The sequence below is a fragment of the Christensenella hongkongensis genome, from assembly GCF_000981035.1.
Classification (GTDB): Bacteria; Bacillota; Clostridia; order Christensenellales; family Christensenellaceae; genus Christensenella; species Christensenella hongkongensis.
This window is the reverse complement of record NZ_LAYJ01000033.1, coordinates 37515-63651: the sequence shown is the minus strand read 5'-3', so window position 1 is coordinate 63651 and position 26137 is coordinate 37515. Positions and strand designations below refer to the sequence as shown.

The window sequence follows — 26137 nt, the reverse complement described above, 5'->3', positions numbered from 1 at the left end:
AGCCCGCAAGGGCGCGGCGAGCTTTCCCACCTTCGGTACCAATAGAAACATCCATCTGAAGATGGATGTTTTTCTTTTGTCAAATGCAATATGATTATTTCCTGAAAAAAGCAAGATTGTGATTTACGCATCGTGGAAGGCCTAGTATAATGGAAAGAAAAACGCGAGGTGCAGTACAGTGCTAAAAGATTTTTATAAGGAGCTCGACGAGCTCTATGTGCAGGGCGATCAGGAAAAGGTAGAACGCTTTTTGCTTCAAAATGCAAGCGCCACCTGTCCATGTTGCGGCAAATTCAATGAGACTTATCTTGCCTGCATGAGTGAGCTTGGGGCTTTTTATCGCGGAGCAAGTAAATATGAAGCGTCGATTGAAGCGTTTATGGCGGCTGAAAATATGATCGTCACATATCTGGGAGAAAACACGCCGGAGTATGCCACAAATACAAATAATATGGCTGGCACTTACCGGCTCAAAGGCGACTATGAAAAGGCACGGAAGTTTTTTATGAAGGCAAAAACCATCTATGAGGGTACGATTGGAAAACAGAATTACGAGTATGCAAGCGTTCTGAATAACGTTTCATTGCTGTTCCAGTCCACAAAAGAATACGATAAAGCAATCGACTATTTACAGCAGGCGATTGAAGCGATGAAAGAGATTCCGGACGCCGTGGAAGAACTTGCCACAGGTTATTCCAACCTTGCGACACTGCTGCTGCAAAAGGGCGAACCGGATGAAGCGCGTTCTGCCATTGATGAATCGCTGCGTTTGATGCCCGAAGACAGTTTCCACTATCCGGCTGTGCTCAATACGATAGCGGCCCTTGAATACAGCGCAGGAAATTATAACGAGGCATTGAAATACTATCTGCAAACACTGGAGAAGGTGCAGGCGTTTTTCCAGAAAAATGTGGAATACGCCATTACCTGCGAAAATATCAAAAAGGTTTATGAAACGATTGGCGAATATGAAAAAGCGATGTCGTATATGCGCGAAGCGCATGACGTATATCTAAAGATATATGGAGAAGGACATGAGGTTGTACGACGTGCTGCTGAAGAGATGAACGTGCTTGGAAAAAAGACGGGGCAGAAAGAAAAATGAAGGGGCTTGAGCTTGCACAGAAGTATTATGAGACATATGGCGCAGAGATGATCCGCCAAAAATTTTCTGCATATGAAAACCGGATTGCCTGCGGACTCGTGGGAGAGGGTTCGGAGTGCTTCGGTTTTGATGACGAATATTCGCGGGATCACGATTGGGGGCCTTCTTTTTGCATGTGGCTCACGGATGAAGATTATGAGGAGACAGGCCTTGCGCTGGAGCGGGAATACCGTGCGCTCCCACAGTGCTTTGGGGGATTCGCAGGAAGGGTTGAAGAAAAATACGCAGAACATCGAATCGGTGCGCTGCGTACTTCTGTATTCTATTTTAACTATACGGGATTAAAGAAGGCGCCGGAAACGATTGCAGAATGGCGAAGGATACCCGAGGAATTTTTAGCGGTTGCGACAAACGGACGTATTTTCAGGGATGACCTTGGGGAGTTTTCAAAACGCAGAGAGCTTTTACTTGATTATTATCCTGAGGATATCAGGCTGAAAAAAATTGCGGCGCGCGCCGCGGTGATGGCACAGTCAGGGCAGTATAATTATGCGCGCTGTATGAAACGCGGGGAAGCGGTTGCCGCGCAATGCGCGCTTTCAGAATTTATCAAAGCGGCATGTTCCATGGTCTATTTGCTGAATAAAAAATATGTTCCATACTATAAATGGGCCCATCGGGGGATGAGGGAGTTATCCATACTGAATTGCGTGTACGGTCTATTGTCAGAGTTGTGCGAAGAAGGGAAAAGCGCAACACAAAAAACAAATATTATTGAGAATATATGCCGGGATGTCGCGGAAGAACTCCGAAAGCAGGGGCTATCGGACAGCAATGACGACTTTTTACTTGCGCAGGGGGAAAGCGTGCTTTGCCGAATTAAAGACGATATGCTCAGCAAGCTGCATATCATGGCGGAATAGGAGATACAATGGAGAAAAAAGCAGTGATCGAAAAAATTATTTCGATTGAATGGACTATGTTTGACGCGGTTGAAAATATTTCAGGAAGGGCTTCCTGTCAGGATGATTACGATACCTTCCGCATTATGCGGAAAAGCCAACTGGAAGCGTGGAATGCCGAAACACTGGAAAGCTACCTGAACGATCTTAAAACCGCGCAGGAAAACGGCAGGAATCTTCTGAGTGAAAAATACGCGTTTATGATGGAATATACGTCTCCTGATGAATTTGAACAAATCAGGGATCGGCTTCCAGACATAACGGAGGATAAAAAGAGATTGATTGAAGCGATCGTACCTGAGCATGTAAAGTGGCTGGAACAGCTCGCGCCGGAATATCCCATGCTCGTAGGCGGGGGCAGGCCCATCCACTCCAGTGAGGACGAAAAATATGATACCTCGTTCGAGACATACCTGCGCGGAGAGCTTTCTACTTACTCCATCGAGACGCTCAAAAAGTACCGGCGGTTTCAGGAACACCTGTTAGAGCAGGGAAAGAACATGAATCTGGATATTTTGAAAAATATGGCGAGGGAATATGGCTACGCTTCACTGGAACAGGCGGAAGAGCGAATGAGCAGGAATTGATGAAAGCGTGGAATCCGTGGCATGGATGCCATAAAATAAGTACGGGATGTAAAAATTGCTATATGCACCGCAGGGATGAATCCATAGGGAAAGATCCCGATACTGTATATCGTACGACAATGTTTGACCTGCCCCTGAAAAAGAAAAGGGACGGCAATTTTCGTTTGCAGCAAAAGGGCGATGTATTCACCTGCGGCACTTCGGATTTTTTTCTGGAGGAGGCCGATGAATGGAGAACGGAAGCCTGGAGCATGATCAGGCAGAGACAGGATTTGAGCTTTTTGATCATTACTAAGCGCATTCACAGGTTTTATGAAAAGCTCCCGCCTGATTGGGGCGAGGGCTATCCTAACGTAAAAATAGGTTGTACTGTAGAGAATCAGGAACAGGCAAATTACCGTATTCCCATTTTTCTAAAAACGCCAATCCGTCACAAGATTATTATCTGCGAACCGATCCTGGAAAGAATAGATTTGACGCCGTTTTTGAGCGGGCAAATTGAGATGGTGGTTGCGGGAGGCGAATCCGGTTATTATGCGAGGATCTGTGAATTTGACTGGATTTTGGAGATAGAACGTGAATGCAGAAAGCGCAATATATCCTTTTGGTTTAAGCAGACGGGCACGCATTTCAAAAAAGACGGAAAAAGGTATGTCATTCGCAAACGGTTTCAGCACTCACAGGCGCGCAAGGCGGGAATCAATTACTCTGCAACAAAATAGTCTTGTTCCACTTAAATTATGATTAAAATATTCACGAAATGTTTATAATTAAAATTAGAGTTTATTCATAAAGATTATCAAAACTCAAAAGATATCATTTGAAAAGAGGAATAGGGATGCCAAAACAGTCTGTTACGCCGCTTGCATATTTAATGGATATGCTTTATATCCAGGGGACACAACTTGCAAAAATGGTACATGTTGACAGGACGATCATCAGCCGTTGGAAAAACGGACGTGCTGAATTGAACATGAAATCAGCATATTTTGAGGATGTTGTGGAGGCAATTCTTGATATCAATGAGGAGCAGGGAATCCAAACGCTGGAACGTTTTTTTTCATCAATCAACCATTCAAAGGTGGAAGAACGCGAGACACTGAAAAAGGGAGTATCGGCATGGCTTGTTTCCAAAGATTTTAAGAAAAAGTATGTCGAGGAAGACAACGGAAATTGTCTTTATAGCGCGGCCTATAAAATATATAAAGGGCCGTCCGGAAAGAAAGACGCGCTTCAGCATATTTTAAGTATCGCAAATTCTCTTCCGCCGGGTGATATCCTGTGGGGCTATGATGCCGATTCACACATTTTTTATACGAAATCCAAAGAGGCGCCTATGTCTCAGCGGCAGTTTATTAACGCTGCAAAGCGGGGCGACGAGATTATTACAATGTTGTATATGAACCGGCCTGCCGAGCAAATTGAAAATATGTTCGAGTATTGGCTGCCGGTTTTTCTGTCGCCGAAGTCTCAGGCATATTACACGTATGATACGGATATTCCTTTTTACGAATATGTTTATGGAATTAAGGGAAAATATGTTATGATCGGCGCAAATCATGATAATGTGAGAGCTAATTTATATAGCGCGGTTTATGACGATCCAATGACAGTAACGCAGTTTGACCATTTTTTGGAACAGCATCTCCAAAAATTCGAACCGCTGATGAGCCATATGCAGGATAAAGACCTGTGTGAAGATTTTAAAAAAGATGAAATAGCGGAATATCTTAAAAAAGACATGAACCAGTATGTTATTGTGGATTCTTCGCCATTTTTGACTTACAGTAAGGAAACGATTGAACAGGTTATTTTCAACTACGAGCTAAACTCGTCGGAAGAACGTAAAATCATGCGGTTTTACAAAAATTGTATGGCCAGCAATAAGCGTTTTTTAACAGAAAAAAGTATGACGCGCGTCATATTCAGTATGGACCATATTCAGGAACTGATCACAACCGATACGGTTGACGCGCCTGTATTCGCTTCTCTTCTTGGAAGACCGATACGGATTGACAGCAAATGTATCGCGCGGGACTTAAGGGCGTTTTTTCTTGCAGTCAAAGAAAATCCTAACGTGGAGATCGCGGTGCGCCCGTTTGGGAATACTTCCTTTATACCAAATCTGAATCTATGGACAAAGGAAAATACGGTTGCTTATTTCTATCCGTCGGACGACGCGAGCGTACGTGTGATGACAAATGAATTTTCCAGTGTCAATGCGTTCTATTCTATGGTGGATAAATATTGGAACCAGCTGCCGTACGAATGTAAGCAGAGAGACTGGGTATACGATCAGGTCAAACGGCTGGTAGAAAAAGTATAGTGCGTGCAATGTTATGTTTAAAAACCTGCTGCATTTGTCCGTGGGGCTCATAAGCTGCATGACAAAAATTAGTTGCAGTCGGTAGAAGATTAACAAAAAATAAAAAGCTGCGAATTTGTTCGCAGCTTTTTTGTAATCAACAAGGGGGTTCATGCTTTGCCGTCGCATCCGCAAACGAGGATACGGGCCTTCACAGCTTCCACCACATATTCGCGGCCGACCTTGCCGTACTTTTTGGGATCAAATACATCAGGCGTATCCCTGATAACCTGCTTTACGCCATTGCTGTAGGCAATGCGAAGCTCGGTAGCGAAGTTTACCTTGCAGATGCCGGCCTTCACGCATTCGATGATATCCTTGTCAAGCAAACCGGACGCGCCGTGCAGGACGAGCGGAATATCTACTACTTTTTCAATCGCCTTCAGGCGATCTACATCAAGGACGGGCGTTCCGGAGTAAATTCCATGCGCTGTTCCGATTGCCACGGCAAGGGAAGCGATGCCTGTGCGCTCTGCAAATTCCTTTGCCTCCATTGGATCCGTATATCCGCCGCTTCCGCCGTCAAGATCGTCTTCTTTTCCACCGACTTTGCCAAGCTCTGCTTCCACGGGGATATTTTTGAGCTTTGCCTGTTCGACAACGCTTTTGGTAAGCGCAATATTTTCTTCAAAGCCTTCGTGGGAACCGTCAATCATGACGGAAGTATAGCCCGCTTCAAGCGCACCTACGGCAAGATCGTAGCTGTCTCCGTGATCCAGATGAATTACAACCGGCACAGCGGCTTTTGCCGCAAGCGTAGCGACGATAGCGCGATACATATCAAGGCTTGCATAGCGTACGGTTGAGGGAGTAGTCTGCAAAATAACGGGAGCATGCAGCTCCTCGGCGGCAGCAACGATTGCCTGGCCCATTTCCATATTTTCAACATTAAACGCGCCTACGGCGTAACCGTTTTTTTGGGCGTCGAGCATTAATTCCTTTGATGTTACCAGTGGCATATTGTTCCTCTTTCCCGAAATAATGTATTCCGTAACTTAATTTGTCGTTGGGTTGGACTGGATCATATCGCGTACGGTCTCGATGGAGATATTTCCCTCCATAGGACCAAATGCGCTTGTATTAAGCGCCGCAGCAGCGGAAGCAACCTTTGCGCACTCAAGCAACGGCTTTCCTTCGAGCAGCGAGCATATAAATCCAGCGTCAAATGAATCTCCGGCGCCGGTCGGATCAACCGGCGAGATTTTATAAACGCCGAAATCAAATGGCGCTTCATCGCGTGAATATACGGTGCAGCCGCGTGATCCGCGTTTTAATGCAAGAATTTCCAGTTTTTCGTTTTCAAACATTTTTTTGACTGCCAGATCAAGATCTTGCTCCTGAGCTATAATCTGGAGCTCTTCTTCGCCGGGGAACAGGACAGAACAGTTATCTATGATCGGCTTAAGCACCGCGGAAGCTGCCCGGCTGCGCAGCATTTCAGGACGGATATTTGGATCAAGCGATAATTTTGCCCCGTTTTTCAGGAAAAGATCTACAGTTTTCAGCACCTCTTTGGTAAAATTCTCGTCATAGCTCACAGCGGTTCCCATCAAATGGAAATACTTTGGAGCCCCGCCCGGGATAGCCGAAGGCGCTTTCGTTTTTATAACGGGAGACAAATGATAAATAAACTGGCGTCCTCCGTCGCTGAAATTCGTGTTGAAGGCAACGGCGGTTGCCAATTCATCATCAACTCCAATCAGGTCGCAATTCACGTCGTGTGAACGCAATCTGTCTATAATGCACCTTCCAAAATCATCAGGGCCGACTTTGCTGATAATGCCGGTCGAGTGCCCAAGCCTTGCCGCCGTATCGATAAAGATTGCAGGCGCGCCGCTGGGATAAGGGCCCAAAAATTCAGCGGGATCATAAAAGTTCTGGTCAATTTCAGGACGCATGATCTCTACGAGAACCTCGCCCATTGTCCAAATTTCAGCCATTTGTAGTGTTCCTCCGTAAAATTTTTTTATTATTTGCAGAAAATAGTAATCTTCCGCAATCATAGATACATTTCAGATACAAGTGTATCATATAATACATTATGACAAAATAAAATGTCATAAACAATACAATTTAACAATAAATAAAATTGCGAAAAAAGTCAATGTTTGATGGAAAATTAGAGATTGTGAAAACAAATGTTAAATTTTTCTTAAAAAGGGGAGAGCAACCATATTTTTTGGGGGAAATGCAGTAAAATTAAATTGATCATATGCCGGGTATGTGATATCGTTAAACGCGTGTGAAAAAATAGCTGTTTTACAAAAAATGGTTGGTTTTATCTTATGGACATCAGAAATTTTTACAAGGAAGGGCGGAGAGCTTCTTAAGTTGCATGAAACAAAAAAGCCTTATTATATGAAGAAATTATCGATTATTATACCAATTTATTTTAATGAAGAAAATCTGGACGCCATGTATGCGGAACTGAAAGAAAAAGTACTGGATCAACTGGCGCAGCGGGATTACGAGTATGAAATTATCATGGTGGACGACGGCTCTGGAGACGGATCTTATACCCTGATGGAAAAATTTGCCAGAGATAATCCACATATTATACTTGTTAAGTTATCCCGTAACTTTGGGGAGCACGCGGCGCTTCTGGCGGGGCTTAATGTGTGCAGCGGTGATTGTGCCGTCAAAAAATCGGCAGATGCACAGGAGCCTGCGGAGCTGATTCTGGCAATGCTTGAAAAATACGGGGAAGGCGACGACGTTGTGCTTGCGGTAAGGCAGGACAGGAACGAGCCTGCTCTGCAGAAATTTTTATCGAAACGGTATGCCTGCATGATGCGCAAGGTTGCCCTGCATAATATGCCGGACGGAGGCTTCGACAGCTTTCTCATTGACCGGAAGGTGATCGATGTCCTTGTGTCTATGGACGAACTCAATACCTCGCTCATGGGCCAAATTTTGTGGAGTGGTTTTAAGACAGGGCAGGTTCCATATACACGGCTTGAACGGACGGCAGGCAAATCAATGTGGAGTTTTTCCAAAAAAACAAAACTTGCGGTGGATTCTTTGCTGGGCTTTTCTTCCTTTCCGATCAAGTTGGTTTGGATTACAGGAAGCATCTCATTCGCCGTATCGCTTGTGTGGCTTGTATGCTATCTGGTTTACAATGCGGTAACCGCCCAGCAGCCGGGGCAGTTTGCCATTATCATGCTTGTGCTCTTTTTATTGTTTGGAATTCTGATGATTACAGCCGGCATTCTCGGAGGTTACATTTGGCGCGCTTTTGAAGCGGCGAGAAAACGGCCTGTATTTATCATAGAAAAGGTTCGGAAAAATGACGAAAATAAAGACTGATAAAAGGTCGGTATGGGAGTTTGTGAAGCAGGAGCACATCCTGCTGATTCTTGTAATATTTATTTGTTATTATATATGGAGCCTTTTGTTGCCGCCGAATGTTGCGCCGGATGAAGGAATGCGGTATCAAATCCCCGCTTTTATTTATCAAAACGGTTATTTGCCCCATGGGGCGGATCCGGCGGTCAGAGATCCGCTGTGGGGAATATCGTATGGCTTTGCGCCGTATCTTGCGCAGATCATTGGCGCGGGTTTTATGAAGATTACGAGCGCTTTTACGATAGATGGATTTGCGCTTCTGATGGCGGCCAGAATGGTAAATGTATTAAGCGCGACAACTACGGTTTGGTTTGCGATTAAGATTTCGCAAAGAATATTCCGCGGCGTACACCGCTGGGTATTTGTAATACTGATTGCCGCGCTGCCGCAATTTATTTTTCTTGGGAGCTATGTGAATAACGATTGCTTCGCTATTTTTGCAAGCTCGATCATTTTTTATGCGTGGATTATTGGGCTGCAGGAAAACTGGCCGGTAAAAAGCTGTGTGATGCTTGGTATTGGAATGGGCCTGTGCGCGATGTCTTATTATAATGCCTACGCATGGCTTCTTACGAGTGTTATTTTGTTTTTCTTTTCAGCGCTCATCATCGACAGGGAGCATTGGCGGGATCGGAAATTTCGTATTAAAATATACGTGATTGCGGGCATCTTTGTTGCGATTGCCGCGTGGTGGTTTATCCGCAGTTATATTATTTACGACGGTGATTTTCTGGGGCTGAATATAACAGAACATTATAAAGAGCTGTATGCGGTCGACGATCTCAAGCCATCCAACGTACAGACGGTTCAGCAACAGGGAATTTCTGTTCCTAGTATGCTGATCAGCATGAAATGGCTTCTGTTGACCTTTTGCAGCGCAATCGGCTGTTTTGGATCGATGGATATGTGGATTCCATATTGGATTTACGTTGTTTATGGAATTATTTTCGTTTTGGGATTTATTGGAATGCTCATGCGCTTCGTTGCGTTTGTCAGGAGTAAAGGAGAAAGAGATAAAGCTAAAAAATGGCTGCTTGGTATTTGTATGCTGCTGACAATGGCAATACCGGTTGCGCTGAGCATATACTATTCTTACACAAGCGATTTTCAGCCGCAGGGCAGATATGTCCTGTCTATGCTGCTACCATTTATGGCGTTCGTAACACTTGGACTGAAAACATTGAGCGAAAAAATAATACGAAAACAAAAAGCGCAAAGAAATGCAGCGGTTTGTTTTTGTGTGGGAATGATACTGATTACAGCATATGTGTTTGTTGGGACATACCTGCCTGCATATATATGATTAAAAGGAGTAAACATGATTGATTTTAATATTCCGCCATGCGGACCGAAAAGCATGAAATATATACAGAAGGCTATTGCAAACCACCAGATTTGCGGAGACGGCGAGTTTACGCAAAAGTGCAGTCAATGGCTGAAATTAAATTGTTCCATCTCAAACGCTTTCCTGACCACGTCATGCACGCATGCACTGGAAATGGCGGCGCTGCTCTGCAATATTGAACCGGGTGATGAAATTATCATGCCGTCCTATACTTTCGTATCCACGGCGGATGCGTTTGTCATGCGCGGCGCAAAGATCGTATTCGTGGATATACGGCCGGATACAATGAATATCGATGAAAATTTGATTGAGGACGCAATTACTGAGAAAACAAAGGCGATCGTTCCCGTTCATTATGCGGGCGTTTCGTGTGAAATGGATCAGATACTCGAAATTGCGAAAAAGTATGACCTGAAAGTAATTGAGGACGCAGCGCAGGGAATAAAATCCTTTTATCATGGAAAGGCGCTTGGTACGCTGGGCCATTTTGGCTGCTTCAGTTTTCATGAGACAAAAAATTACAGCATGGGCGAAGGCGGGGCGCTCCTGTTCCACGGAGCCAAGTATACGGAACGCGCTGAAATCATTCGGGAAAAGGGAACGAACCGCAGTAAATTTTTTCGTGGACAGATCGATAAATACACATGGGTAGACTGCGGATCGTCTTACCTGCCAAGCGATCTGAACGCTGCGTATCTTTTGGGCCAGCTTAAAATTGCAGATCAGATTTTTGACGACAGGATGGCAAGCTGGGAACGTTACTACAGCGGGCTTTCAGACCTAAAGGAACAGGGCTTGCTAGAGCTTCCGGTTGTGCCGGAAGGGTGCGGCCATAACGCCCATATGTTCTATATTAAAGCAAGGAATCTCGAAGAGCGTACGGATATCGCTTCGTTTTTGAAAAGCCGCTATATTGAAACGGCGTTCCACTATATTCCGCTGCACACTTCTCCGGCAGGAAAGCGGTTTGGCAGGTTCCATGGTGAGGATCACTATACAACGGCGGAAAGCGAACGGCTGCTCAGGTTACCGATGTACTACCAATTATCACGCAACGATATCGATTATGTAGTCTCAACGATTCACGAGTATTTCAGGCATAAAGAGGAAGCGCAGTGAAAAAAATTGTAATTATCGGCGCGGGGGAATTCCAGAACCCGCTGATCGAGAAGGCAAAGAAGCTTGGTTATGAAACGCATGTCTTCGCATGGAAATGCGGGGATATAGGAGAGCGCACAGCGGATTATTTTTATCCTGTAAGTATTACGGAGAAGGAAGTGATACTGCGGGAATGTGAACAGATCAGGCCGGATGCGGTTGTGTCGATCGCTTCAGATCTCGCCACCCTTACCGTAGGGTATATTGCGCAGCGCCTTGGACTGCCGCATAACAGCGAAGCCTGCATCCAGTGCTCCACTGATAAATTTAAGATGCGTAAGGCATTTCGCGCAGCAGGAATTTTAACGCCGGAGTTTGCACAGGTCAGCGGGCAACAGGGCGCTTTGAAATTGGAGGGGATGTCTTATCCGCTTATTGTTAAGCCTACAGACCGTTCCGGCAGCAGGGGAATCACAAAGGTGTGGGAAGAAAGCGAGGCTGCCGAAGCGGTGAAGCGTGCGATTGATTGTTCCTTTGCAAAGGCCGCGATTGTAGAAGAGTTTATTGAAGGCGATGAATACAGTTGTGAATGTATTTCACAGGACGGCGTACACCACCTTCTGGCACTGACGAAGAAATATACCACCAATGCCCCCCATTTTATTGAAACAGGGCACATTGAGCCTTCCGGTATTGAAGACAGTATGTTGCAAAAAATAAAAGAGACGGTTTTTGCAGGACTGGACGCCCTTGGAATTAGGGTAGGGGCCAGCCATACAGAATTCCGGATATCACCCAAAAATGAACCGGTCATCATTGAAATTGGAGCGCGTATGGGCGGGGATTGTATCGGATCGCATTTAGTGCCGCTCTCAACAGGATACGATTTTACAAAAATGGTAGTTGAAGCCGCAGCAGGAATACCAATCTCCTTAGAACGCCATGCGCACTATAAAACGGCTGCGATACGTTTTTTACTTGAACCGGACGACATCCGGAACATGCAGTCGTTCGAAAGGGATTTTCCTGAAATTGTTGTGGAAAAAAGCCCGTTGCATGAGGAAAATTTGAACAAGGCGGCGGATAGCTCTACACGCGCAGGTTATTACATCATGGCCGGCAATGACCGTGAGGCAATGGAAAACATGTTGAAAAGCGACAGAAATTAGCAAAGCGCTTCCAATTATAGGGAGCGTTTTTTATTTTATATTTTCGGCACAATTTGTATTATTTCGCCGGAAAGGTTGTTCTGGTAAAAGAACAGGTTTATAATCCGTATGTATGAAATTTTTTGCAGGATGGAAAGGACGGTTATGAAATACTTATTTCAGGCAGGAATCGTGTTTGGCGTTTGTCTGTTGGGCGAATTGCTTTCTAAAGTGATTCCAATTCCAACGAGCGTATTAAGCATGGTGTTATTGTTTGTTTTATTGCTTTTGAAATGGATCAAACCAAGGCATATCGAGCATTTTGGTGATTTTTTACTGAAAAACATGGCCTTTTTCTTTATACCGGCAGGAGTGGCAATCATGGAGCAGTTTGACCTGTTAAAAAATTACCTCGTCCCGTTTCTCCTGATTTGTTTTATTACGACGATTATTACGTTTCTGGTAACGGTCTATACGGTCAAGGGCGTTATGGCGATACAAAAAAAGGTTAAGGAGAAATATAAACATGAATGATTTTGTAGCTTCTCCATTTTTTGGCGTCGTGCTGTGTGTTGGGACCTATGCGGTTGGGTGGTGGATTAACCAAAAAACCAAATCGCCGGTTGCCAATCCGCTTTTGATCTCTATGGCGCTTGTGATTGTCGTCTTGACGGTATTTCATATTCCGCTTGAGGATTTTAACCGGGGCGGAGATTTTATCGGCTTCTTTTTGATTCCTGCAACTGCAGCCCTTGCGCTTTCGATTTACCGGCAGCTATGGCTGCTGAAGCGTAATTTTCTGCCGATTATTATTGGGGCGGCGGTTGGCTCGCTTGCCTCTATGGGCAGTGTGTACGGCCTTTGCAGACTGTTTGGCGTAGATCAGGTGATGGTGAGCTCGCTTATTCCCAAATCAGTGACTACGCCGATTGCAATGGATGTTTCGATCAGGCTTGGGGGAGAACCGTCGATCACTGTAGCGGCTGTCATTATTACCGGCATCATCGGGGCTATTCTCGCTCCGGTCATGATCAAGCTCTTTCGTGTCAAAAATCCAATAGCGGCAGGCGTTGCCATTGGTACAAGCAGCCATGCCCTTGGAACGGCAAAGGCGATTGAGATTGGCGAGGTTGAGGGCGCGATGAGCGGACTTGCGATTGGAATTTCAGGAATCCTTACGGTATTGTTTGCACTCATTATTTCCTGAAATGGCCGATGGGGAATATGCAGGCTCCGGTTTGATTTTAGGCTGATATCATGGTAAAATGAATGACCGGATAAAATTGGTAAACAAACCGCTTGTCGCCGGTTTCAGGAGAAGGACGTATGGCGCAAGGCGCCGCGTTACAGGAGGACTTTATGGCAGAAAAATTGTTGGCTATCGATGGAAACAGTCTTGTTTTCAGAGCGTATTGGGCACTGCCCACAACCATGCAGGACAAGGACGGCAGGCCGACCAATGCTGTGTATGGCTTTTTTACAATGTTGTTTCGCGTGGTAGAGGAATATCAGCCAACACATATTGCCGTTGCGTTTGACCGGAAGGAAAAAACATTCCGGCATGAAAAATATGCTGAATATAAAGCAGGCAGGCGGAAAACGCCGGAAGAGCTTTTGGACCAGATACCAATGCTTCAGGATGCGCTTAGCAAGGTGGGGATACATTATGCCGAGCAGGCGGGATATGAAGCTGATGATATCATTGGCGCGCTTTCCAAAGAAGCTGAAAGCGCAAATATGGAAACATATATTTTTACAGCGGATAAGGACCAGCTGCAGCTCATTGACGGTCATGTAAATGTTGTGCTGACCAAAAAGGGCGTGAGCGAAACAAAGCTGATGACAAGGGAAACGCTGTTTGAAGAAATGGGCATTACGCCTGCACAAATCACTGATTTGAAGGCGCTCATGGGGGACGCTTCCGATAATATACCGGGGATTGCCGGGATTGGGGAAAAAACAGCGTTGAAGCTGTTGCACGATTATCCGACAATCGAGGAGCTGTATGAGCATATTGACGATTTGCCGAAAAATAAGCTTCACGAAAAGCTTGTGAACGGGAAAGAATCAGCCTTCCTTTCAAAGGATCTGGCGACAATCGAGGTGGATATGCCGCTTAAGGAAGATGTCGCTTCCTTTTCCTTTGCAGGCTTTGATATGGACGGGTTGCGCTCCATGAGCGAGAAATACCGTTTCAATTCCTTCCTGAAACGTTTTGATTTAAAAAGGGAAGAAGAAAAAACGGTTGTACAAAAAACGGTCGCTCCCACAGAGCTTGGGTTTCTTGACGATGTTTTTGAGTTTGCGTTGCTTGTAGACGCAGGTGCAGGCGTGCGTCTTGCGGTAGATGGAGAAACGGAATACCTGATTCCTCTAAAGCTGACATTGCTTGACGAGGGATATGACTTAAACGACGTTTTAAAGGCACTCAAACCTTATATGCAGGATAAGAAGGTAATCGCGCATGATGTAAAAAAGCTGATGCACGAATGGGGCGGTGATTTTTTCAACGAGTTTTATGATGTGATGCTTGGCGCTTGGGTACTGTATCCGGCTCATGCAAAGTATGATATGGCAAGCATCATGAAACGTGCAGACTTGCAGGAAAACGCAGCGGACCTGTTCGTACTGTCCCAGCGTCAGCGTGATGAAATTGAGCGCAATGAGCTCGAAGAAGTGATGTACCACATCGAGGAACCGCTTTTGAGGGTGCTTTACGGCATGGAGCAGGAAGGAGTCCGGGTAAACGACGACGAGCTGAAAAGGCTTGGAGAGGAATATAATCAAAAAATCGAGGAGCTCTCTTCTAAAATTTACGGGCTTGCAGGAGAAGAATTTAATATCAGCTCCACCAAGCAGCTTGCCGAAATATTATTTGAAAAACTTAAATTGCCGGTTGTAAAAAAGACGAAGACTGGCTATTCTACAGACGTGGAAGTGCTGGAAAAGCTGGAACAAAAACATGAAATCATTCCGTATATTATGGAGTACAGATCGCTCACCAAGCTAAAGGGCACATATGTGGACGGACTTCGTGCGCTTATCCGCAACGGGATGATCCATACCACGTTTTTACAGACGGCGACTGCCACGGGCAGGCTGTCAAGCGTGGAACCAAACCTGCAGAATATCCCAATCAAGTCGGCAATGGCAAACGACATCCGCAGCGTGTTTGTAGCGCCGGAAGGATATCAGATTGTCTCTGCGGATTACTCGCAGATCGAACTGCGGATTTTGGCTGCCATAGCGGATGATAAACACCTTAGGGACGCGTTTTTAAAAGGACAGGATATTCACGCCAGGACTGCGGCAGAGGTTCTTGGAAAGGACATTGAAGATATTACGCCGGCTGAACGCGCCAGCGCCAAGGCAGTCAATTTCGGTATTGTTTATGGTATCAGCGATTACGGACTGGCGCACAATCTTGGAATCAGCAGAAAACAGGCGGCGGATTATATTGCCAGATATTTTGAAGAATTCGGCGGCGTTCGAAAATATATGGATGAAATCATTGCACAGGCGCACGAGGACGGCTTTGTTCGTACGATTTGCGGGCGCATCCGCTATATTCCGGAGCTATCCTCAGGCAACTACAATATTCGTTCGTTTGGCGAACGGGCCGCGCTCAATACGCCGATACAGGGAAGCGCTGCGGATATAATCAAAATTGCAATGAACCGGGTGGCGGAGCAGCTTAAAGAGAAGCAGTATGACGCAAAGTTTATTTTGCAGGTGCACGATGAACTGATACTTTATGCAAAGGACGAGCAGTGTGGCGAGATAAAGGAAATGCTGCGCGAATGTATGGAAAACGCCGTAAAGCTTAGTGTACCGCTGCGTGTGAACGTGGCGCAGGGAAAGACGTGGGCGCAGGCAAAATGAAACGGATGATTGGACTGATGGGAAACAGCGGTGCGGGAAAGAGTACCGTTGCATCTTTTTTAATGGAGCTGGGCGCGGATGTAATCGACGCGGATAAAATATCGCATGATATCTGTGAACCGGGAAACGCGGGTTATGACGCGGTCAGAAAAGGCTTTGGAGAACAGTTTTTTGGCACTGACGGGAAGCTTGACAGGCGGAAGCTGGGAGCGTATGTATTTGCCAATCCGCAGGAATTAAAAAGGTTGGAGCAAATACTTCATCCCTTGGTTCTGGAGGAAATGGATAAAAGGGTTGCGGCTTCTGCAAGCGGCACAATAGTAGTGGATTGTGCTCTTTTGATTGATGCGGGGCTCGAATCGTGGGTGGACGAAATCTGGCTTGTAACAGCAGCACACGAAAATAAGAAGGAACGTATTAAAATGCGTGACGGAATTGATGAAGAACACGCAAAAAACAGGCTTGGAAGTCAGAGAAAGCAGGATGAGCTTCTGGGGTATGCGGATGTCGTGATCCATAATGACGCAAGCCTTTCGGAGCTGAAAAAACAGGTGGGAGAAAGTTTCTATGGGACGAACAACGAGCCGCAGGAATAGCGGAAAGAAAAAAGTTATTATTATCATTGTCTGCGTCATTATCGTGGCAGTGGTTGGCATTGTAGGTTTCACGCAATTATCGGAGTCATGGGAGAAATCAAAATATCCGCTCGAATATCAGGATTTGATCGAAAAATATGCCGCACAGTATGATCTTGATCCCTATTTTATTGCGGCAGTGATCAATACGGAAAGCGGTTTTGACGCTTCAGCGGTTTCATCTGCGGGAGCACAGGGACTAATGCAGATCATGCCTGAAACAGCGGAATGGATTGCAGGAAAATTGGGTGACAAAGAACTTGATCCAAAAAATCTTACAGATCCGGAAACCAACATTGAGATGGGGTGCTGGTATCTGCAGTTTTTAAAGGAACGGTTCGATAACAACCTGCCGGTAATGATGGCGGCGTATAATGCCGGTCACAACAAGGTAAGGTCATGGCTCGACGATCCACAATATTCCGATGGGGAAAATTTGACAAACATTCCCTATCCGGAAACAGAGAATTATGTTAAAAAGGTAACGAAAGCATATGAAGAATATCAAAAACTATATCAGCTTGGGTAAAAAAATTGTCTGTATTTTACTTGCCGGAGCGCTCCTGCTTCTTTTGGGAGCATGTGGCGGCGATCAGGCCACACAGAGCGGGGATGTGACTGTAAAAAGCAGCGCCGATGCTTCTGCAGATGCAACGCAAACGGCGCAGGGCGACCTGCAAAAGCAGGGCGGGGATTTATTTATTGCGATGCCGGAAGGAATTACCTCTCTTGATCCGCTTGCAGCGACAAACGAGGATCTGATCAACCTTCTGACTCTTATTTACGATCCGGCGATCAGGATTGATGGGAGTGGAAAACCGCAGGCCTCTGTAATAGAATCATGGGAAGTGGACGAAAGCGGCTCGGTTTATACCTTTCACATCCGGCAGAACGTAGTTTTTGTTTCCGGTGATGAAACAATTCCGCTTACGGCTGACGATGTAATTTATAGTGCTCAAAAGGTTGGGGAGCTGACGGGAACCCAATTCCCGGTGACAGATGGAACAACGCCGGAACCCCAGCCCACTGATGTGCCTGAGGAGGGAGACAGCGGAGAAAGCGGCGATACGCCTTCTGCAAGTCCAAGTCCAAGCAGTTCGGCGTCTGCAAGTGCAAGCCCGAGCTCCAGCGAAAGCGGATCTGCGGATCCCAGCGCCTCGGCTACAATCGATATTCCGCAAACAAATCGATATACACAGTATAATTCACTGGTAAGCGGATTTGAAAAAATTGACGATCATACGATAAAGCTTACAATGACAAAGCCGGGGATGGAGGCGCTTTATTTTATGGCGTTTCCCGTACAGTGTGAAGGACAAAATAATGTGGGGAGCGGCCCCTATAAAATAAGCAGTTTTGATGCGGAAACAGAAATGGAACTGAACGTTAATGAGAGCTGGTGGGGGACAAAACCGAATATTACGAGAATTGTTGCAAAGGCCACAACTGGTAATTCGGCAAAGCTGGATGCGGTTTCAACCAGTATCCTTGATTTTGTTACGACAGATGTGTTGTATTCCGGTAAGTATAAGCTTGCAAATAAAACGCAGGTAATCGACTATATGACAAATTATTATGATTGCATCGTTCCCAACCTTGGCAATTTCAAGTTGGAGGACACAAATGTGCGTCAAGCCATATCCTATGCGATTGACAGGCGGGAAATAATTTCGACGGTTCTTTTGAATCATGCGGTGCCTGCCAATCTGCCGATTTCGCCTGATTTTTATGCGTATGATACGAAATATACACAGGATGACGACCTGAAAACAGCACGTCAGCTGTTGCAGGAGGCAGGGTACCGGACGGATGAGATACAGGAGGGCAGCGAATTAAGCCTTACGCTGATTGTACCAAACGACAGGGATATGTCTTACCGGATGGAAGCCGCTAAAATGATCAAGAAACAGCTTGGCAGGGTAGGAATTGTTGCGACAATCGAGGAGCTTGAGGCGGTGGATTATTATGCAAGGTTGCAAAACAGAGATTTTGAGCTTGCATTCTGTAGTTTTTACCTTGACGATAATCCGTCTCTCGGCTTTTTATTCAATAGCGATGGCAGCGCCAACTATGGCGGGGTAAACAACCAGGAGATTACGGATGCGATCACTGCCGTGGAAAATGCCTTTACGGAGGACGCGGTAGAAAGCGCATACAGCGAGCTGCAGCGTATCCTTGTAGAACGCGTCCCGCAGATAGGGCTCTATTTCAGAATGAATTCCGCTGTTTGCAATGAAACGCTTACAAACATAAACGGTATGCACCAAAATGATGTTTTTTATCACATCAACGAATGGTATTACGAAAAGGCATACTGACGAAAACAGAATAAAAACGGCCGTTTTGGTTTATTAATATCATGTCCAATTTTTACCGGACACGAGAAGGCGGGGGCTGGTAAAAGATATTAGCTGGAAAGGATGCTTTTATGGATGCGGACAAAAACGGCACGATGATGCAATATTTTGAATGGTACATGCCGTCCGGCATTTTGTGGAAACAGGCTGCCCAAAATGCAAAACAGCTGGCGGATGATGGGATTACGGCAGTATGGCTCCCACCGGCTTATAAGGGCAGCGATGGGAAAAACGATGTTGGGTATGCAGTATACGATCTCTATGATCTGGGAGAATTTGACCAGAGGGGCTCGATTGCAACCAAATATGGCACGAAAGAAGAATATTTACAGGCGATAGACGCTTTGCATAATGCTGGAATTCAAGTATATGCAGATATTGTGCTTGACCACAAAATGGGTGCGGATGAGCTGGAAATGGTCTCAGCACGGGAATTTGCACAGGAAAACCGGTGTGAACAGATAAGCGGGGAAGAAGAAATTGCCGCGTGGACAAAATTTACGTTTCCCGGAAGAAACGAAAAGTATTCGGATTTTAAATGGAACAGTACACATTTTGCGGCGATTGACTGGGATGAAAAAAACCAGCGAAGCGCGATTTTTCAATTTAACGGAAAACGGTGGGAAGATCAGGTAGACAAAGAGTTTGGCAATTTTGATTACCTGATGGGAGCCTGTATCGACCTGTGCCATGAGGAAGTTGTTGACGAGTTGAAGCGGTGGGGCCTCTGGTATTTGCGTGAAGTGCCTGTAGATGGCTTTCGGATCGACGCGGTCAAGCATATGCGTTTTACTTTCTACAGTGATTGGCTGGACACGTTGCGCAGGGAAGCGCGTGAGGAACTTTTTGCAGTTGGCGAATACTGGAATGGCGATGTAAATGCGCTCAACAATTATATTGATACGACTAAGGGAGCATTATCGCTTTTTGATGTACCGCTCCATTTTCGATTTGTAGATGCGTCAAACGCAGGCAGCGCATTTGATATGCGGACGATTTTTGATCGAACGCTTGTACGGGAAAATCCTCTCAAAGCGGTTACATTTGTTGATAATCATGATACGCAACCGGGACAGTCGTTGGAATCGTGGGTGCAGGGATGGTTCAAGCCTTTGGCTTATGCGATGATACTGTTGCGCCAGGAGGGTTATCCGTGCGTTTTTTATGGAGATTATTATGGAATTCCACATAACAACATAGCGCCTATGAAGGATACGCTTTTACCGCTCATCAAGGCGCGGGAGCTTTGCGCCTATGGCGGTCAAATTGACTATTTCGATCATCCAAACATCGTCGGATGGACTCGCATGGGCGATGATGCACATCCTGACTCCGGACTTGCAGTGCTCCTCACCAATGGTGATGGCGGTGTAAAGGTAATGCACGTCGGAGAGAAGTTTGCGGGAAATAGATTTTACGATATATTGGATGCAGGTAAAGAAGATGTTACAATCGGCGGCGACGGAAACGGCGAATTTTCTGTAGACGGCGGATCGGTCTCCGTATGGATAAAGCGGCAATAAACAAATAAAGCGCGGAAGCTTCAAGTTTCCGCGCTTTATTAAACTTCAATTTTATTTTCCTGATGCTTTCATGATAGCAAGAATATGCTCGTCATCTGAAAGTGAATTCACATCTGTTTTGCTATTGTTAAAATAAAGGACCGTATATCCATTCATCCCGCTGCCGGTTGTATCCGCGCCGCCTGTGGGCATACCAAAAAGGGAAGCCGCATAAACACGTTCTCCAATGGTGACAAGCACAGGGCGGTGCTCCCAGGTATCAGCGCCGCCAAAGGCTTGCAGATACGCCTCGTGATCTGCGGCGGTGGGCGTCACAACCTGCGCGCTGTTCACACCGCCTGTACGCACAAGATTAAAGGTGAGGCCGCTGTTATAGTCCTGAACGGAAAATTCCGTGCCAACGGGAAGAAGCGGATTGATTTCCTCCCAGGAAGAAAGCTCACCATGCGCGGTAACCTTGCCTGAATAACTTGGGCCGGCTACTTTTTTAATCTGGGGGTTTAGCGGTGCGCGTACGACATTTGTAGAAAAAAGGGCTGCAAATGTATCGTCGCCAACCTGCCCGTCGGGATCGATGCCGTTTTGCTGTTGGAATTTACGCACGGCTTCAACCGTGAGGTCGCTGAATTTACCGGTAGGCCGGTAATTGAGGTAACCAAGGTCGCGCAGGCGCGTCTGTACGACTGTGACGCGGTCGCCCATATCCTTCTGTTTGATTGTGGAATCTTCTGCGGATGCGCTCAGGATGGGAACCATGAGCAGCAGGCACAAAAGTATGATACTTACAATTCGTTTCATATCGCTTATTTTACAAAAAAAACAGAAAAAATGCAAATCGGTTTTCAATTTCCAAGGTTTCCAGTATAATAATAACATGGGAAAAATAACGGATATCAAAGAGGGCGTAAAAAATAAAGAGCGGTTGAATATTTTTGTAGACGGAGCGTTTTCATTTGCCGTTTATATTGATACTGCGCTGATCCATCACCTGAAAATCGGCATAGAGCTCAGCGACGCTCAAATGGAAGAAATCAGGCGGCAGGACAGCGAGAAATATGCGATTGCCATTGCAATGGATCAGTTGTCGCACAAAATGCGTACAGAGAAAGAACTAAGGGACAAGCTTCGTTCTAAGGAAATACCGGAAGGCAGCGTTGAAAGTGCGATTGAAAAGCTCAAAGAGCTGGGTTACATCGACGATACAAATTATGCGCAGCTGTTCGCGCAGGAGCTTTTGCAAAAATACGGGAGCCGGATGGCGGTCCAAAAGATGATACTGAAGGGTGTTCCGCGGGAGCTGGCTGAGGAGACGGTGAAAGGAACTGCGCAGGATGATGATGTGATTGCAGGTTATGTAGCGCGCTTGAGGCAGAAATACAGAAATGAGGAGCCCTATAAAGCGAAGCAAAAAATGATTCGGGCGTTGATGGGCAAGGGCTTTGAGTATGATGACATCAGAAGAGCGATTGGCGGAGAAGAAGAATGAAAAAAGAGATTTTGGAATTATTGTTCCATGCAGGCGATTTTATGTCTGGAGAACAGATCAGCGACGCGCTGGGCGTTTCAAGGGCGGCAGTTTGGAAACATATCAAGGCGATCAAGGAAGAGGGCGGCAGTATCGAAGCGCAGACCAACAAGGGATATCGGCTTACCGCATTGCCGGATGTGTTGAAAAAGGAATATATCGATTTATGGACCAAAGAAGATCACGAAAGGATTCATTATCTGCAGGAAATTGATTCTACAAACGAATACGCAAAAAAAATGGCGCGTGACGGCGCGCCGGATGAAAGCGTCTATATTGCGGAATTACAAACCAAAGGAAAAGGCCGGTTAAACCGTGGCTGGACTGCGGGGATAGGGGAAGCGATCCAGATGAGCGTTTTGCTCAGGCCGGGTTTTGAACCGGCAAAGGCTCCCGCGATTACCTTTGCAGCGGCTTTGGGCGTTATTTCAGCTATCAGGCAGGTCTGTGGGTTGGAGGCGAAAATAAAATGGCCCAACGACGTCGTATTCGGCGGAAAGAAACTGTGTGGAATTCTGACGGAAATGTCCTCGGATATGGACCAGGTTGAATATATTGTATGCGGTATGGGGCTGAATGTGAACCAGGAACGTTTTCCGCCGGAAATTGCAGACAAGGCTGTGTCGTTGCGTATGATTACCGGAAGGCGCATCGACCGTGTCAGATTATGTGCCGCGATGATCGACAGTGTAACCAGCTATTTCAGAAAGTATATTTTGCATGGGATTGATTCGATTTTTGATGAATATTGCAGTAATAGTGTTATAATAGGAAAAGAGATCAGGATCGTAGGCGGAGCAGAAACAATGACAGGCTTATGTGAAGGATTTTCAAAACAGGGTGCGCTTATTGTGCGGACTGCGGAAGGAATCAGGGAATTTTTAGCTGGAGAGGTTTCGGTTCGTGGAATGGAACAATATATTGAATCATAAATTTTTTATTGGGAGTATTTATGTATAGCGGAAGTATAACTGACATCAAGGGGCTATTGGTAGGCCATGCGCAGGATACGGCAGGAATGACCGGTATCAGCGTTGTTCTTGTGCCTGAAGGCGCTGTATGCGGCGTGGACGTTCGCGGCAGCGCGCCGGGTACGAGGGAAACGGATTTTATGGCGCAGGCGAAGACAGTACAGCAATGCCAGGCAGTATTGCTCGCAGGCGGAAGCGCTTTTGGTTTGGCGGCTGCCGACGGGGTTATGATCTATTGTGAGCAGCAGCAAATGGGGGTGCGTACAGCGGATGCGGTCGTACCGATTGTTCCTGCCGCTGTTATTTATGATCTGGGATTCGGCAGGAGCGATATCCGCCCAAACGCCGGGATGGGATATGCAGCCTGCATTAACGCAAGCACCACTGTTCCGCAAGGCAGCATCGGCGTTGGAATTGGTGCAACCGTAGGCAAACTGTTCGGGATGCAAAATGCACAAAAGGGCGGCGTAGGAACGGCAAGCATAAAGCTTGCAAACGAAATCGTGGTCGGTGCGCTGGTGGCGGTTAATGCGTTTGGCGATGTTGTGGAGGACGGAAGGATACTTGCCGGCACCCAGAAAAAAGGAGTACACATCGGAACTGCAAAATATATACTGGAGAATGGCGCGCAGACGCAAACAATGCTGGGACAGAATACGACGATTGGAATCGTAGCTACAAACGCAATGCTTACAAAGGATGAAGCGGCAAAGCTTGCCCAGGTGGCACACGACGGCCTTGCAAAATCGATAGAGCCGGTTCATACAACCGTTGATGGAGATACGATGTTTGGGTTATCGTATGGAAATAAAAAGGCAAATATGGATGTTTTGATCACCGCGGCGGTAGAAGCGACGCGCAGGGCTGTAATCAATGCGGTCACTGCAAAGGCANAGAAATATGATTTTGGGAATTGGAACGGACAGCCTGCGGATAGAACGTATGAAAAAGGCGATGGTCAAGGAAGCTTTTTTGAAAAAGGTATTTACCGATAAAGAACGGAAATATCTTGAAGAAAAAGGAATCCCGGAGCAAAGCGCGGCTGGGATGTTTTGCGCGAAGGAAGCGGTTTTAAAGGCAATGGAGCTTGGAATCACGGATGTCTCGTTAAAGGACATTGAAGTGTTGCACAAAGAAAGCGGCGCTCCGTACGTAAAACTGTACGGAACACTTTTGGGGCGTGGAAAGCTGTATGTCAGCATCACACATACAGAGGACACGGCAAGTGCATTTGCCGTACTGGAACAGGAGGACGAAAGATGAGAACAGCGTTAACACCTGCACAGATGGGTGCCGTAGACAGGTTTATGATGGACAGGATGAAAATACCTGGCCTTATATTGATGGAAAATGCCGCGCATGGCGTTTTTGAAGCCATACGCGAAGAAATACAGCCGTGTTCCGTACAGGTGTTTTGCGGTACCGGAAACAACGGAGGGGACGGATTTGCTGTCGCGCGTATTCTGATCGCAAATGGATACGACGTTCAGGTGATCGTTTTAGGGGATACGAAAAAGCTGCCGGCGGACGCGGCGACGAATTATTCGTTCTTTGAAGAGAATGGGGAGTATTGCCGTGTAATTCAGTCTGAGACCGATTTTGAAGAACTTGCACAGGCTGAGGTATATGTGGACGCACTGTTTGGAACAGGACTCACGCGTGACGTGAGCGGAATTTACGCAACGGCAATCGAACATATCAACGCACAGGATTCGCTTGTGGTAAGCGTAGATATTCCCTCAGGCATTCATGCGGAAAGCGGCGCGGTAATGGGCGTTGCTGTGGAAGCGGATATCACTGTAACCTTTCAATATCCCAAAATTGGACATTTCCTCTTTCCGGGCAGAGAATACGCAGGGGAATTGCAGGTCGTCAGGATTGGCGTAGACGAAGGCTGCGACGTTCCATTGCAGTCAAACGTATGCGTATATGAAAGCGACGACGAGGATATGTGTCTCGGTCAGCGTGATCTCAATACCAATAAAGGAAGCTATGGAAGGTTGCTGCTGGTTGCGGGAAGTTATGGCATGGCCGGCGCGGCAGTGCTGTCGGCAAGGGCTGCATCCCGCGCGGGAGCAGGTCTTGTGACGCTTGCTTCGTGTAAAGAAGTGGTGGATGTTTTACAGCAAAACGTTCCGGAAGCGACTTGCGTACCGCTCCCGGGAAAAAATGGCTCCATATCCGGTGAAGCCGCCGGTGAACTTGAACGCCTTTTGGAAGGGAAAACAGCAGTGGCAATGGGGCCGGGGCTTGGCTCAGGCGACAGTGTTGCAGCGGTGATTGGAGCGTTAATCACGAATTATGATATTACAAAGGTAATCGACGCAGATGCGATCAATGCTCTGGCTGGTCATATGGAGTTTTTGGATCATATGAAGGGCGAGGCAATTCTGACGCCGCATCCCAAGGAGTTTTCCAGGCTGTCCGGACTGGAACTGCAGGAGATTCTGCAAAATCCGCTTAAAGCGGCTGTTGATTTCGCGGTGGAATATGAGGTGACGCTTGTACTCAAAGGAAGCACAACGATAATCGCCGATCAATTCGGAAATGCGACGCTGGTATGCGTTGGTACGCCGGGAATGGCAAAAGGCGGTAGTGGGGACGTACTCACTGGCATTATTGCAGGATTTGCAGCGCAGGGTAAGGATCCGTACGAAGCGGCGCTTGCAGGCGTTTATATTGCCGGAATGGCAGGGGAACGGGCGGCGGAGCTGGAGGGCGAATATTCCATGACTCCAATGGATGCGGTCAATTCAATCGGTTATGCCATCGACCAGATAACTGTGGATTATATTACGGCTGACACCGTAAAAAAGCGCGAAAAATCTGTGAAACCATCTGATTTGCAGGAAGCTCTCCCAAAGGAAGAGAAACCGGAGAAAAGGAAGGAACAGGAAGAGGAACCAGCAGAGGAAATGCCGATAGAAGAACCGGAACTGCCCGAGCCGGAGGTGGAAGAGCCGCCGGAAGAGGAATTTTCAGAAGAGGTTGTAACAGGGGAAACAAAGGTTGTCAGGGAGCCTGTAAGGGAAAAAATTCCGGATTTCCTTGAAAAATATGCGGATGATCCGCAAGAACCGGTTTTCGAAGAACGTCCAACGCGGGTGCAGCAAAGGAAAGCAAAAGAAAGAAAGCCCCTTTTCCCACGCAGGGCAAAGGAGATAGTTGAGGAGCACAGTGTGGAGGAACCGGAGGCAACCCCGGAGGCTTTGCGGCGGGAGGTCATGAAAGAGCTCCCCAAGACGGACGGTGATAAACCGACGCGGCGCAGAATTGGTTAAGGAGG

24 protein-coding genes are annotated in these 26137 nt (G+C 46.5%); 21 read left to right on the top strand and 3 right to left on the bottom strand.

Annotated features, from left to right (window positions below):
* The first annotated feature begins 178 nt into the window (after positions 1–178).
* The 5 genes from CHK_RS01460 (at position 179) to CHK_RS01440 (ending at position 4980) form a co-directional block, all read left to right on the top strand.
* A complete protein-coding gene (locus CHK_RS01460; protein WP_046442212.1) occupies positions 179–1105 on the top strand; it encodes a tetratricopeptide repeat protein in 927 nt (308 codons plus the stop codon).
* The gene (locus CHK_RS01455) at positions 1102–2028 is read left to right on the top strand and encodes a DUF4037 domain-containing protein (protein WP_046442210.1); all 927 of its coding nucleotides are present in this window, start codon (positions 1102–1104) and stop codon (positions 2026–2028) included. The genes CHK_RS01460 and CHK_RS01455 overlap by 4 nt, the downstream gene beginning before the upstream one ends.
* Positions 2029–2036: 8 nt before the next feature.
* Positions 2037–2654, top strand: coding sequence for a DUF4125 family protein (locus tag CHK_RS01450; RefSeq protein WP_046442209.1), 618 nt, complete (start codon positions 2037–2039; stop codon positions 2652–2654).
* Entirely contained in the window at positions 2654–3376 is a 723-nt protein-coding gene (locus CHK_RS01445; protein WP_046442207.1) for a DUF5131 family protein, read from the top strand. The genes CHK_RS01450 and CHK_RS01445 overlap by 1 nt, the downstream gene beginning before the upstream one ends.
* Positions 3377–3492: 116 nt before the next feature.
* Positions 3493–4980 carry a hypothetical protein gene (locus CHK_RS01440; RefSeq protein WP_046442206.1) on the top strand — a complete coding sequence of 496 codons (1488 nt, stop codon included), beginning with the start codon at positions 3493–3495 and terminating at the stop codon, positions 4978–4980.
* 149 nt (positions 4981–5129) lie between these two features.
* Here the strand turns inward: CHK_RS01440 and CHK_RS01435 are convergent, their stop codons facing one another.
* Positions 5130–5978, bottom strand: a complete 849-nt coding sequence (locus tag CHK_RS01435; RefSeq protein WP_046442205.1) for a class II fructose-bisphosphate aldolase — start codon at positions 5976–5978, stop codon at positions 5130–5132.
* A 36-nt stretch (positions 5979–6014) separates the two neighbouring features.
* Positions 6015–6959: a sugar kinase gene (locus CHK_RS01430; protein ID WP_046442297.1), complete on the bottom strand. Its 945-nt coding sequence runs from the start codon at positions 6957–6959 to the stop codon at positions 6015–6017.
* A gap of 418 nt (positions 6960–7377) precedes the next feature.
* Here CHK_RS01430 and CHK_RS01425 point away from each other — a divergent pair, with 418 nt between their 5' ends.
* From CHK_RS01425 to CHK_RS01375, 11 genes are all read left to right on the top strand, one after another.
* Positions 7378–8328 carry a glycosyltransferase family 2 protein gene (locus tag CHK_RS01425; RefSeq protein ID WP_046442296.1) on the top strand — a complete coding sequence of 317 codons (951 nt, stop codon included), beginning with the start codon at positions 7378–7380 and terminating at the stop codon, positions 8326–8328.
* Positions 8309–9670: an ArnT family glycosyltransferase gene (locus CHK_RS01420; protein ID WP_046442204.1), complete on the top strand. Its 1362-nt coding sequence runs from the start codon at positions 8309–8311 to the stop codon at positions 9668–9670. Before CHK_RS01425 ends, CHK_RS01420 begins: the two co-directional genes overlap by 20 nt.
* Positions 9671–9685: 15 nt before the next feature.
* On the top strand, positions 9686–10831 hold the full coding sequence (gene rffA, locus CHK_RS01415) for a dTDP-4-amino-4,6-dideoxygalactose transaminase (RefSeq protein WP_046442202.1): 1146 nt from the start codon (positions 9686–9688) through the stop codon (positions 10829–10831).
* Positions 10828–11979: an ATP-grasp domain-containing protein gene (locus CHK_RS01410; RefSeq protein ID WP_046442201.1), complete on the top strand. Its 1152-nt coding sequence runs from the start codon at positions 10828–10830 to the stop codon at positions 11977–11979. The genes rffA and CHK_RS01410 overlap by 4 nt, the downstream gene beginning before the upstream one ends.
* 144 nt (positions 11980–12123) lie before the next feature.
* Positions 12124–12492: a CidA/LrgA family protein gene (locus CHK_RS01405; RefSeq protein WP_046442293.1), complete on the top strand. Its 369-nt coding sequence runs from the start codon at positions 12124–12126 to the stop codon at positions 12490–12492.
* On the top strand, positions 12485–13165 hold the full coding sequence (locus CHK_RS01400; protein WP_046442199.1) for an LrgB family protein: 681 nt from the start codon (positions 12485–12487) through the stop codon (positions 13163–13165). Before CHK_RS01405 ends, CHK_RS01400 begins: the two co-directional genes overlap by 8 nt.
* A 152-nt stretch (positions 13166–13317) precedes the next feature.
* Positions 13318–15840, top strand: a complete 2523-nt coding sequence (gene polA / locus CHK_RS01395) for a DNA polymerase I (protein ID WP_046442292.1) — start codon at positions 13318–13320, stop codon at positions 15838–15840.
* Complete coding sequence (coaE, locus tag CHK_RS01390) at positions 15837–16436, top strand: dephospho-CoA kinase (protein ID WP_131924902.1); 600 nt, start codon at positions 15837–15839, stop codon at positions 16434–16436. The genes polA and coaE overlap by 4 nt, the downstream gene beginning before the upstream one ends.
* Positions 16408–17004, top strand: coding sequence for a lytic transglycosylase domain-containing protein (locus CHK_RS01385; protein WP_046442198.1), 597 nt, complete (start codon positions 16408–16410; stop codon positions 17002–17004). Before coaE ends, CHK_RS01385 begins: the two co-directional genes overlap by 29 nt.
* A complete protein-coding gene (locus tag CHK_RS01380; protein WP_046442197.1) occupies positions 16970–18793 on the top strand; it encodes an ABC transporter substrate-binding protein in 1824 nt (607 codons plus the stop codon). Before CHK_RS01385 ends, CHK_RS01380 begins: the two co-directional genes overlap by 35 nt.
* A 110-nt stretch (positions 18794–18903) precedes the next feature.
* Positions 18904–20355: an alpha-amylase gene (locus CHK_RS01375; RefSeq protein ID WP_046442196.1), complete on the top strand. Its 1452-nt coding sequence runs from the start codon at positions 18904–18906 to the stop codon at positions 20353–20355.
* 51 nt (positions 20356–20406) lie between these two features.
* Here the strand turns inward: CHK_RS01375 and CHK_RS01370 are convergent, their stop codons facing one another.
* A complete protein-coding gene (locus tag CHK_RS01370) occupies positions 20407–21153 on the bottom strand; it encodes a peptidoglycan-binding domain-containing protein (protein ID WP_160295566.1) in 747 nt (248 codons plus the stop codon).
* A gap of 76 nt (positions 21154–21229) precedes the next feature.
* On the opposite strand from CHK_RS01370, the gene CHK_RS01365 reads away from it, so the two are divergent.
* From CHK_RS01365 to CHK_RS01345, 5 genes are all read left to right on the top strand, one after another.
* The gene (locus tag CHK_RS01365; RefSeq protein WP_160295565.1) at positions 21230–21841 is read left to right on the top strand and encodes a RecX family transcriptional regulator; all 612 of its coding nucleotides are present in this window, start codon (positions 21230–21232) and stop codon (positions 21839–21841) included.
* Complete coding sequence (locus tag CHK_RS01360; RefSeq protein ID WP_046442193.1) at positions 21838–22812, top strand: biotin--[acetyl-CoA-carboxylase] ligase; 975 nt, start codon at positions 21838–21840, stop codon at positions 22810–22812. Before CHK_RS01365 ends, CHK_RS01360 begins: the two co-directional genes overlap by 4 nt.
* A 20-nt stretch (positions 22813–22832) precedes the next feature.
* The gene (locus CHK_RS01355; protein WP_082103335.1) at positions 22833–23846 is read left to right on the top strand and encodes a P1 family peptidase; all 1014 of its coding nucleotides are present in this window, start codon (positions 22833–22835) and stop codon (positions 23844–23846) included.
* On the top strand, positions 23752–24114 hold the full coding sequence (gene acpS / locus CHK_RS01350) for a holo-ACP synthase (protein ID WP_046442192.1): 363 nt from the start codon (positions 23752–23754) through the stop codon (positions 24112–24114). The genes CHK_RS01355 and acpS overlap by 95 nt, the downstream gene beginning before the upstream one ends.
* Positions 24111–26132 (top strand): bifunctional ADP-dependent NAD(P)H-hydrate dehydratase/NAD(P)H-hydrate epimerase, encoded by a 2022-nt coding sequence (locus tag CHK_RS01345; protein ID WP_052740136.1) that lies wholly within the window; start codon positions 24111–24113, stop codon positions 26130–26132. Before acpS ends, CHK_RS01345 begins: the two co-directional genes overlap by 4 nt.
* Positions 26133–26137: the final 5 nt, after the last annotated feature.

Bases quoted from the DNA above. Each gene is read 5' to 3' on its own strand.
- rffA (WP_046442202.1), top strand. From the start codon at position 9,686: ATGATTGATTTTAATATTCCGCCATGCGGACCGAAAAGCATGAAATAT.
- polA (WP_046442292.1), top strand. From the start codon at position 13,318: ATGGCAGAAAAATTGTTGGCTATCGATGGAAACAGTCTTGTTTTCAGA.
- CHK_RS01435 (WP_046442205.1), bottom strand. From the start codon at position 5,978: ATGCCACTGGTAACATCAAAGGAATTAATGCTCGACGCCCAAAAAAAC.
- CHK_RS01440 (WP_046442206.1), top strand. From the start codon at position 3,493: ATGCCAAAACAGTCTGTTACGCCGCTTGCATATTTAATGGATATGCTT.
- CHK_RS01365 (WP_160295565.1), top strand. From the start codon at position 21,230: ATGGGAAAAATAACGGATATCAAAGAGGGCGTAAAAAATAAAGAGCGG.
- acpS (WP_046442192.1), top strand. From the start codon at position 23,752: ATGATTTTGGGAATTGGAACGGACAGCCTGCGGATAGAACGTATGAAA.
- CHK_RS01405 (WP_046442293.1), top strand. From the start codon at position 12,124: ATGAAATACTTATTTCAGGCAGGAATCGTGTTTGGCGTTTGTCTGTTG.
- CHK_RS01375 (WP_046442196.1), top strand. From the start codon at position 18,904: ATGGATGCGGACAAAAACGGCACGATGATGCAATATTTTGAATGGTAC.
- CHK_RS01450 (WP_046442209.1), top strand. From the start codon at position 2,037: ATGGAGAAAAAAGCAGTGATCGAAAAAATTATTTCGATTGAATGGACT.
- CHK_RS01380 (WP_046442197.1), top strand. From the start codon at position 16,970: ATGAAGAATATCAAAAACTATATCAGCTTGGGTAAAAAAATTGTCTGT.
- coaE (WP_131924902.1), top strand. From the start codon at position 15,837: ATGAAACGGATGATTGGACTGATGGGAAACAGCGGTGCGGGAAAGAGT.
- CHK_RS01430 (WP_046442297.1), bottom strand. From the start codon at position 6,959: ATGGCTGAAATTTGGACAATGGGCGAGGTTCTCGTAGAGATCATGCGT.
- CHK_RS01360 (WP_046442193.1), top strand. From the start codon at position 21,838: ATGAAAAAAGAGATTTTGGAATTATTGTTCCATGCAGGCGATTTTATG.
- CHK_RS01425 (WP_046442296.1), top strand. From the start codon at position 7,378: ATGAAGAAATTATCGATTATTATACCAATTTATTTTAATGAAGAAAAT.
- CHK_RS01420 (WP_046442204.1), top strand. From the start codon at position 8,309: ATGACGAAAATAAAGACTGATAAAAGGTCGGTATGGGAGTTTGTGAAG.
- CHK_RS01445 (WP_046442207.1), top strand. From the start codon at position 2,654: ATGAAAGCGTGGAATCCGTGGCATGGATGCCATAAAATAAGTACGGGA.
- CHK_RS01370 (WP_160295566.1), bottom strand. From the start codon at position 21,153: ATGAAACGAATTGTAAGTATCATACTTTTGTGCCTGCTGCTCATGGTT.
- CHK_RS01455 (WP_046442210.1), top strand. From the start codon at position 1,102: ATGAAGGGGCTTGAGCTTGCACAGAAGTATTATGAGACATATGGCGCA.
- CHK_RS01345 (WP_052740136.1), top strand. From the start codon at position 24,111: ATGAGAACAGCGTTAACACCTGCACAGATGGGTGCCGTAGACAGGTTT.
- CHK_RS01400 (WP_046442199.1), top strand. From the start codon at position 12,485: ATGAATGATTTTGTAGCTTCTCCATTTTTTGGCGTCGTGCTGTGTGTT.
- CHK_RS01385 (WP_046442198.1), top strand. From the start codon at position 16,408: ATGGGACGAACAACGAGCCGCAGGAATAGCGGAAAGAAAAAAGTTATT.